This is a genomic window from Alteromonas sp. KS69 (assembly GCF_003989595.1).
GTDB lineage: Bacteria > Pseudomonadota > Gammaproteobacteria > Enterobacterales > Alteromonadaceae > Alteromonas > Alteromonas naphthalenivorans.
Map to the genome: position 1 here is coordinate 473,320 of NZ_PYHU01000005.1, position 9,658 is coordinate 482,977.

A 9,658-nucleotide genomic window follows, 5' to 3' on the forward strand; every position below is an offset into this window, starting at 1 on the left:
TCTAACGCTTTTTGATAAAGCGAAGTACGCTCCAAATGTTCTGAATGACGATACTATACAAGACAAGTAAACAAATAAAACCCCAAAACATGACGTATTCAGGCACAAGGTATATTTCACCCAAGATCCCAATTACGCAATAACAGGCGCCCATGCATAGTATCGCGATGAGAGATTGACGACTCGATAACCCAGCACGCATAAAAATATTATGTAAGTGTTGGCGGTCGGGGCGGAGCATAGACTGCCCTTTGCGTGCACGACGGTACATAATGGCCGCCATATCCATCAATGGCAATCCAACCAACCACACGGCGGTAATCGGTCTAAATGCAGCACTATCACCTTGGGTATGGTCGACTAATAACCATACTATCGTTAGGCCCACGAACATACTGCCCGCATCGCCCATAAATATTTTATTTCCTTTAAAACCCTTCCAACTTAAGTTAAAGGCCAAGAAAGGTACGATGGCAGCCACAATAATTAACGGTTCCATAATGGCAGCACCGTTGCCAGTAGCAGTGAGAAACCCCGCCAAGGTAAGCAGGATGACCAAACTCATGCCTCCTGCAAGACCATCTATACCATCAATCATATTAAAGGCATTGATAACACCCACTACGCAAATAACAGTAAAGAAATACCCACTTATATCTAACGCAATATCGCCATTACCAAAAATATTACCTAACGAGGTGACATAATTTTGCGCACTCCACGCCATAATTGAAGCCACACCGAATTGACACATTAGACGTCCTTTGGCACTTAAGTCGAAACGGTCGTCAAGCATACCAAGAAGCACAACAAAAGCAGAAGCAGTAAAAAATAGAGGATTATTTTTCATCCATACATCAGTAGCAACACTCGCAACCAATACCGCCATAAAGATGGCGACGCCGCCAGTCAATGGGATAATGCCCGCATGGCGCTTTCTTGCGCTTGGTTGATCAACCAAGCCAAATTGATGTGCTAACGGTGTCATCACCACTAACAAAATGAGAGCTACAAAAAACGCAGTAAAAAGGGGAACAAACTGCAGGTACGCTAACATATTAAACAAAACCTCGTGCCACCACGGCCCATACCACCAACAATCAGTGCTTCACTGATAGGTGTTCTTCTAAAGTGTGACATGTGAACCAAATTGGTATCCATATTAAAACAACGTCCTTTAACGACCTACCGAGGGTTTCATTCTTTTATTTAAACAGGATAGGAAAACCCTCCTTATCATAATAAACATTCTTTGTTGTAACCACCCTTAGTAGCAAAAACTTTTGTAACAGAATGAATCCAGGCTAATTAACACAACACTTTGAACAAATTTCATACACAATGCCTTGTGAACACTGTCTTTAGAGCAAATAAGCATCCATCAAAACGTAATTCATGCCGAACCCGTGACGAAAACATGTTTTTTTTTATTCTTATGGTATCCTAGCGCCAAATTGCTATATGGATATGACAGTCAATGTTAAATACGCAAAATAGGGCTTTCTTACTTGTTGCGCTTACCAGCTTGCTCGCGGCGTGCAGTAATGTGCCTAAATCGACAACCGCCGATATTCCACTAGTACACGCTTCGCTAGCATACTCTTTGTCTGCCGAAGAAGGTGTAGCAATAAGCATTCCAAATTTAAATTCTTCGTTTAGTCAGGGCCAGAGCATTCAAATTATGCTTGAAGGCATTGATTACGAGGCGACTAAATTGTATACCTCGGCAACCGGTAACGACTGCATTCGCTTTCAAGCTACACTTTCTGCCACCCAGTCCAAAAATGAATATACCAAAGACAAGGTTACCGTTTGTAAACGCGACGGAGCTTGGTCTATTTTGAGCCCATTAGTAGCCTCGGCTCAATCACGAGGAGAATAAGTTGAAGTTGTTAAATTTAGTTTCTTTTACCGCTGCAGCTGTACTTTCAATCAGTTTATTTTCTCAAACAGTTTACGCGCAGAGTGCGGAACAAATAGAACAGTTAAGACAACGCGCCCAACAAACAGGCTCGTCATCAACCTCTAGTACTGCAGCTGGCGTGTCCCCTCTCAGCGTTCAGAGTCAACGTACACTGCCCGGCGCAGGTAGCGCACAAAGTACAATGGGGCAATTTAGCACTCAGCCAAGAGACGGCCTTTCTCTTCCGGGTGAGCCGACTATTGAAAGTGTTTTCCCCCAACAAAAAGCAATGGCTAACCCACCGTTTGCTGCGAACCTTTTTCTTGGCGGCTTCGAGTCAGAAAGAACCACAGGTTTAAACGATAACTACTTGGTTGCGCCTGGGGATAAAATTTCTATATGGCTTTGGGGTGCAATCAATTATTCAGATGTTTCTACTGTTGATAACCAAGGCAACATATTTATACCCAATATTGGCCCAATTCGGGTTGCTAACACGCCAGCGGGTTCAGTAAACCAGACAGTCAGTAGTAAAATTCGTCAGGTTTATACCAACGATGTAAACGTATACGTCAACCTACTTACTTCAACACCTGTGGCAGTCTATGTTTCTGGTCCAATTTTACGTCCTGGGCAATATGCGGGCTTAGCATCTGATAGTGTTCTGTATTACTTGAAACGGGCGGGAGGTATCGATTTTCAACGTGGTAGCTTCCGTAAAATAGATGTTATTCGCGACAACGAAGTTATTGCAACCGCTGATTTATATGCATTTTTCAGGAACGGCAAGCTTCCAAAAATTTCTTTTAAAGATGGTGACACCATATTAGTTCGCCCTATCGGCAATACTATCGTGGTGGAAACCGGTGCCAGAAATAGTTTCACCTTTGAGTTTTCAGATGAGGAACTCACTGGCGAGGTAGTGAACTACTTTGCACGACCGGGTGAATTTGCTTCTCATGCTTCTGTCGCTGGCGTAAGAGATAATAAACAGTTTGCACGTTACTTAAGCTTAACCGACTTTGAAAGCTTGCCTTTAAAAGCCGGCGATACAGTAGAGTACGTGGCTGATAATGAAGCACAAATTTATCGTATTAATGTAGCTGGCGCATTTTCAGGTGCATCACAATTGATGGTAGACAAAGGTACACGCTTGCTTGATGTGCTTGATCATATTGAAGCTGATACAACCTTGTCCGATACGCAGAATATTTATCTCCTGCGAGAAAGTGTTGCTATAAAGCAAAGAGAAATTATCGAGCAAGGCTTAGAGCGATTAGAGCGCAGTATGTATACTGCTCCTATCAGTTCTACCGGTGAAGGTGCTATTCGCGCACAGGAAGCTCAACTTGTAGCTGATTTTATTGCCAGAGCACGCCAAGTTGAACCCCAAGGCCGCGTGGTTGTGTCTGAAAATGGCGACACTGCGAACATTCTTTTAGAACCTAATGATACGATTGTGATCCCAGAAATTACGGATCTTATTCATATTGGTGGCGAAGTTTTACTCCCTCAATCGGTTGTATTTAACCCTGACGCAGATACTGAAGATTATATTGCATGGGCTGGCGGTTTTACCGAACGGGCTGAAGATGAGCGTATCTTGATTGTGCGCAAAAATGGCAACGTTGCGTTTGCTAATATTGATAATGGTATTTTAACGGCTAACGGCAGTGGCGCTAAATTATTACCTGGCGATCAAATCATTGTACTGCCGGCTATTGATACCAAAGTGCTTCAGGCAGTAAAAGATATTACGCAAATTGTCTATCAAATCGCCATTGCTGCGAACGTAGCCACAGACTAGTTATGGTAACGTTCAAAGAACAAGTTTACGCTTGGAGAAGTGTGATTTTCGCACTTTTCCTGCGTGAGTTTCAAAGTAAGTTCAATGATAAATTTGGGCTCAGCTGGGCCTTTATAGAGCCTTTTATTTTCATTGCTGCCCTTTCGTTTATAAGAGGCTTGATCAGCGGTGACGATGTTCACTCTATACCATTATTCATATTTATGATGATTGGGCTCGTTGGTCTGCAAACCCTAACCACCAACCTTCAATCAGTGTCCACGTCTATTCGCCGCAATAAACCTTTGTATGCGTTTAGGCAGGTTCAACCGCTTGCCGCTGTAGTGACTGCGGGCTTTGTAGAATTATCGATAAAAACCGTAGTGATTGCACTCCTTGCGTTGTCACTTTATCTTTTGGGTGATGGCTTTGAGATTCATGACCCACTGCTGTTGATCACCCTTTACATCCTACTTTGGCTATTCTCTGTTTCAATTGGTTTGGTGTTTGGTATTGCGCTTGCTTTCGTTCCTGAAGTAGACAAAATAAAATCAATGCTTACACGCCCCCTTATGTTTATTTCCTGTGTATTTTTCAGCCTTCAAGATTTGCCCGAATACCTCTGGCCGTATTTCACTTGGAATCCACTAGTCCACTTTAACGAGCTTGCTCGATATGCTTGTTTTGAGTCTTACGGACATAAAGGGGTATCGTTTAGCTTTGTGGTAGAAATTACCATTGTATTCTTATTCTTGAGTCTTTCTCTGTATCACATTACGTGGAAAAAGGTATTGTCACGATGATCAAACTAGAGAACGTGACAAAAAGCTACCCAAGTAAAATGGGGCCCCAATATATATTTAAAAATCTTAACTTTGATTTTCCAACCGAGAACAACGTAGCCATATTGGGTAAAAACGGTGCGGGTAAATCCACCTTGTTTCGCATGTTAGCGAAGAGTGAATACCCTGATAAAGGGCGCGTGCTTACTAATAAAGCGATGTCATGGCCAGTTGCACTGCAAACAGGCGTGCATCCCCAAATGACAGGCCGTGAGAACACACGTTTCATCGGTCGTATCAATAACGTGGCGTCGTTACCGGAATACGAAGAGAAGGTTCAAGCTTTTGCTGAGTTAGATAAGCGCTTTGACTTACCCGTGCGCACTTACTCATCAGGTATGCGGGCTAAGTTTGTATTTGCTTGTTGTATGAATATTGACTTTGATATTTATCTTATTGACGAAGCCACTTCTGTAGGCGACCCACTTTTTAGAAAAAAAGCCAGAGCGTCACTTAAAGAAAAAAGTGAAACTGCCGGCGTTATCATGGTAAGTCATGAACTCGATCAAATTCGAGAATTCTGTACATCCGCCGTCATTATAGATGATGGTAAATTATCGTATTACGCTGATCTCGAAGAAGGCATTGACGTGTACACGCAAGATGCAGCTAACAAAAAATCGTTAAAATAGGTTTATTACACGTGGAAAAAACTCTTACTAAGCTGAATGAACTGATGAAACAGCATAAAACGCTTTTGCTTGTGCTGCCTTGGTTTTTATATGCCTTCTATCTCATTGTATGGGCTGCACCTCAATACGAAAGCCAAAGTCAGTTAATCGTAAAATCAAGTGATGGCGGCAGTAGTTTCGACCCATCTTCATTACTGATGTCGGCAGGTATTAGCTCTGGCGGCATGGGAAATGAAAGCCAACTAGTAGAAGCTTATATCAAATCTGCAGACATGATTAAGTACTTGGATGAGACCATTAACCTAAGAGAACATTACATGTCTGACGAGGCCGACTTTTTTAGCGGCTTATCAAGTTCTCATAAGCAGGAAAGCTTCTATCAGTTTTACTTAGACCACGTTGAAGTGAGTGTAGATTCAGCCTCTTCTGTTATTTCACTTCGTACCCGTGCTTTTAACCCCGAATTCGCGCAAGTCATAAACCAAGCTATTGTGGTAAAAGCGGAAGAATTTATAAACAATATCAACAACAATCTAGCCAAATCAAAGCTAACCTTCGCTAAGGGTGAGCACGAGATTGTTGAGCAAAAACTTCAACAAGCTAAAACAGAAATTTTAGGCTTTCAGTCAAAATATAATGTGCTTGACCCTACCGCAGAAGGCGCAGCTTTCCAGCAAATTGCATTTTCGTTAGAAGCCACCTTGGCACAAAAGAAAGCAGAGTTGAGTACCATTTCAACCATGATGTCTGATGCTGCTCCTGAGGTGATTAATATCAAGCGAGAAATTGGTGCACTGCAGAGTGAAATTAATAAGCGCAAAGAGCAGATTAGTACCACTGACCCAGATAGCTCTGATACTGACCTTTCCGTAGGTGAACTGATGGCGCAATACAGCAACCTACAGGTTCAGTTACAGTTAGCTATACAAGCATTTTCTTCTTCACTGATTACCCTTGAAAATGCCCGAGTGGAAACCTATCAGAAATTACAGCACTTAGTAACTATTGAGACGCCTACTCTGCCGGATGACAATAAGTACCCAACAGTGGTTTACAATTTGGTGTTATTTGGCGTAATACTTTTATTGCTTTATGGCATCATTCGAATTGTATTAGCTACAATTAGAGAGCTATAACGGACAATACCTTGAAACCTGATTTGTATCGCACTTCGCTGCTATATTCTTAATAGCATTCGTAGTAATACATTCGTCGTAAAAAAGAGTGCGATACAAATTTTCAAGTAAACGACAGGCAGTAAGCTATTCCCTCATATTTTTAGCGCCAGCCCGCGAAAAGCATAAAGAGCAACCCAAGCGGCAACGCTCAATTTTCAAACAAAACGTGCTTTTGACAGGCTTAAAAGTAGAGTTTATCGCCCAAATCTTGTGTCTTCACTCGAGCTTTAGTATAACGGCTTATCCTTTATTGGACCTATATCAAAAGAGTGTATGCATTAAGCACTCTACTATAACAACCATAATTAATATGGAATGATAACGTGACTATAAAAAAATCTAACGACACCAGCTTTTTCGGCCATCCAGGGGGCCTTCGAACGCTGTTTTTCACAGAAATGTGGGAACGCATGAGTTATTACGGTATGCGTGCCCTTCTTGTTTTATTTATGACAGCCAGCCTACAAACTCAAGGGCTTGGTTTTACGGTAGCCACCGCAGGGGCAATTTACGGCCTTTATACCGGCGCAGTTTACTTTTTAGGTTTACCAGGAGGTTGGTTATCTGACCGTCTCATCGGTGGTAAAAAAGCCGTGTGGTACGGTGGTATTATCATCTTCTTAGGCCATGTGGTACTTGCTATCGACTTACAGAACTTATTTTTTGTAGGTTTAATCCTTGTAGCAACTGGGACTGGCCTATTAAAACCCAATATTTCGGCCATGGTAGGGCAGCAGTATGGCGATGATGATGCTCGCAGGGACAGTGGTTATGCCCTTTATTATATGGGTATCAACATCGGCTCTCTTATTGCCTATTTGGTAACAGGTTACCTACAAGAAAACTGGGGCTGGGACTATGCCTTTGGTGCGGCAGCGATTGGTATGGCTATTGGTCTTATTCAATATTACTTCACCAACTCGTCGCTAGCGTCAGACTCAACGGCTCCAACTAATCCTTACACAGGCAGCGCTAAGAAAACCGCGTGGACAGCCGTTATTACAACCGTAGCGTTAGCTGTCGTTGTTATTGTTCTTGCTCACATGGGGACAATTGTTATTGACCCTCTTGCACTCGCTCAGCAAGTGGCTGTATTTTTCACTGTCGTATTTTTTGCTTATTTTGGTTTTATCTATTTCAAAGGCGCATTAAGCGACAATGAAAAAAGACGCATGTGGGCATTATTTTTAGTTTGTATTGCCTCGGCTTGTTTCTGGTCAGGCTTTGAGCAAGCCGGTTCATCTTTAAACTTGTTCGCTCAAAACTATACCGACAGAGCTTTATCTGCTGGTTCAATTTTCACGTCATGGTTCGGGCTTTCTACCATTCCAACCGTATGGTTCCAGCTTTCTAACTCGCTATTTATTATTATCCTTTCGCCTTTCTTCGCTGCGCTTTGGATTAACCTTGCTAAGCGTATGATTGACCCTTCGTATACCCTTAAGTGTGCAATTGGTCTTGTGATTATGGCAACAGGCTTCTTGGTAATGTTTATGGCCTCTCAGTACGCTGCTCAAGGTTTAAAAGTAGCCCCTATGTGGTTGGTCACTACTTACTTCTTACATACTGTTGGTGAGTTATGTTTAAGCCCCGTTGCACTTAGTGCGGTAAGTAAACTATCGCCTAAGCGTTTTGCTGGTCAAATGATGGGGGTTTTCGTTCTAACCTACTCTATCGGTAACATTATTGCCGGCCTATTGTCAGGTAATTTCGATCCTGAAAATGTAGCCGAAATGCCTAACCTTTACCTACAAATCGCGTTGTTTAGTATTGCTATCGGTATTGTGATCGCACTGCTGAGTCTCAAATCACGTTTTTGGGAAAAAGCTGGCGTTGAGTCGCAAGCCTAAGTTGATTAATAAAGATAGGAACAGGTGATTAAATTTTTGTTGAAAAGAGCTCATTAGACCAATTACGGTTTGAACCTTTCCTGCAATCACCTACAATAACCGCCGTTACACAATATGTGTCGGCGGTTTTTATTTGAGTACGCTATGAAATTTTATTTTTCCACCCGAAATATTCCTCAGCTAAAAGGTCTCCCTCTTACTGAACGCGTTAAGCGTTTAGACAGAGCAGCTTCACGAATGACCGTTCCAGAAAAAACACTCATGAACGTGCTCAAGCTACTGGTTTTCATACCCGCTTTTGTGCTTATATTACAAACCGCATCGAACTGGACATCACTGTTGTGGGCGGGACTCGTATTTTTGCTGTACCCGCTTTTAGTTAAGCCTATACAACATTCTATCTGTGCTAAACATTTGGCACCTAATTCAGACAAGGAGCATGCATGAAAACCATCTTGGTTACCGGTGGCGCAGGATACATTGGAAGTCATACTGTACTTCAACTACTCGAACAAGATTACAGCGTTGTTGTCTTGGACAACTTGGCGAACTCGAGTGCAGAGTCACTGAGACGTGTTGAGGCTATCTCAGGAAAATCCGTCACTTTCGTTCAAGGTGATATTCGCGACACTGCTGTGCTTGATGGTATATTTAGCGAGCATACGATTTATGCGGTTATTCACTTTGCGGGCCTAAAAGCCGTAGGAGAATCGGTTCAGCAGCCCCTGTCTTACTATGAAAACAATGTGTATGGCACGCTTACCCTGTGTAAATCAATGCAAAAGCACAACGTTAAGAATATTGTGTTTAGCTCTTCTGCTACAGTATATGGCGATCCTGCAGCCCTTCCTTTACGCGAAGACATGGCCACGGGACACCCAACCAACCCTTACGGTATGTCTAAGTTAATGGTAGAGCATGTGTTGGCTGATTTGTTTGTGTCAGACAGCGAATGGAACATTGTGCTACTTCGTTACTTTAACCCAGTAGGCGCACACGCATCAGGCAGCATTGGTGAAGATCCAAACGGTATTCCAAACAACCTCATGCCTTATATTTCACAAGTCGCTACGGGAAAATTAGAAAAACTCAGCGTATTTGGTGACGATTACGATACCCATGATGGTACTGGTGTACGTGATTATATTCACGTAGAAGACTTGGCTAATGGGCACTTGAAAGCGATTGATAGAATTGCTTTGAATATGGGCCTTGATAAATATAACTTGGGAACTGGTCAAGGTTACTCAGTGTTAGATATGATCAAAGCGTTTGAAAAGGCATCGGGTAAAACAATCCCTTATGCTATAGCACCGCGCCGTGGAGGCGATGTAGCGGCATGTTACGCAGACCCGACTAAGGCAGCTACTGAACTTAATTGGCACGCTGAGAAAGGCTTAGAGGCCATGTGTGCAGACACATGGAATTGGCAATCACAAAACCCTCAAGGATATCCTAAAGGCTAGT

The 9,658-nt window shown here is 42.6% G+C and carries 9 protein-coding genes; 8 read left to right on the plus strand and 1 reads right to left on the minus strand.

Translation table 11 applies throughout. From position 1 onward, the window contains the following. Position 1 precedes the first annotated feature (1 nt). Positions 2-1,057 (minus strand): UDP-N-acetylglucosamine--undecaprenyl-phosphate N-acetylglucosaminephosphotransferase, encoded by a 1,056-nt coding sequence (wecA, locus tag C7Y69_RS05455; RefSeq protein WP_126872035.1) that lies wholly within the window; start codon positions 1,055-1,057, stop codon positions 2-4. Positions 1,058-1,477: 420 nt separating this feature from the next. On the opposite strand from wecA, the gene C7Y69_RS05460 reads away from it, so the two are divergent. The 8 genes from C7Y69_RS05460 to galE all read left to right on the plus strand — a co-directional run bounded on the left by C7Y69_RS05460 (position 1,478) and on the right by galE (position 9,657). Beyond that, a complete protein-coding gene (locus tag C7Y69_RS05460) occupies positions 1,478-1,882 on the plus strand; it encodes a hypothetical protein (RefSeq protein ID WP_126872036.1) in 405 nt (134 codons plus the stop codon). 7 nt (positions 1,883-1,889) lie between these two features. Next, positions 1,890-3,710: a polysaccharide biosynthesis/export family protein gene (locus tag C7Y69_RS05465; RefSeq protein ID WP_409513416.1), complete on the plus strand. Its 1,821-nt coding sequence runs from the start codon at positions 1,890-1,892 to the stop codon at positions 3,708-3,710. A gap of 2 nt (positions 3,711-3,712) precedes the next feature. Continuing rightward, positions 3,713-4,492 carry an ABC transporter permease gene (locus C7Y69_RS05470; RefSeq protein WP_126872038.1) on the plus strand — a complete coding sequence of 260 codons (780 nt, stop codon included), beginning with the start codon at positions 3,713-3,715 and terminating at the stop codon, positions 4,490-4,492. After that, positions 4,489-5,163, plus strand: a complete 675-nt coding sequence (locus C7Y69_RS05475; protein WP_013785221.1) for an ABC transporter ATP-binding protein — start codon at positions 4,489-4,491, stop codon at positions 5,161-5,163. The genes C7Y69_RS05470 and C7Y69_RS05475 overlap by 4 nt, the downstream gene beginning before the upstream one ends. 11 nt (positions 5,164-5,174) lie before the next feature. Next, complete coding sequence (locus tag C7Y69_RS05480; RefSeq protein WP_013785222.1) at positions 5,175-6,299, plus strand: capsule polysaccharide transporter; 1,125 nt, start codon at positions 5,175-5,177, stop codon at positions 6,297-6,299. Between the two features lie 371 nt (positions 6,300-6,670). Next, positions 6,671-8,191 carry a peptide MFS transporter gene (locus C7Y69_RS05485; protein ID WP_041453010.1) on the plus strand — a complete coding sequence of 507 codons (1,521 nt, stop codon included), beginning with the start codon at positions 6,671-6,673 and terminating at the stop codon, positions 8,189-8,191. A gap of 144 nt (positions 8,192-8,335) precedes the next feature. After that, positions 8,336-8,638: a DUF6170 family protein gene (locus C7Y69_RS05490; protein WP_041452577.1), complete on the plus strand. Its 303-nt coding sequence runs from the start codon at positions 8,336-8,338 to the stop codon at positions 8,636-8,638. Beyond that, positions 8,635-9,657 (plus strand): UDP-glucose 4-epimerase GalE, encoded by a 1,023-nt coding sequence (gene galE / locus C7Y69_RS05495; RefSeq protein WP_126872039.1) that lies wholly within the window; start codon positions 8,635-8,637, stop codon positions 9,655-9,657. The genes C7Y69_RS05490 and galE overlap by 4 nt, the downstream gene beginning before the upstream one ends. The last annotated feature ends 1 nt before the right edge of the window (position 9,658 follow it).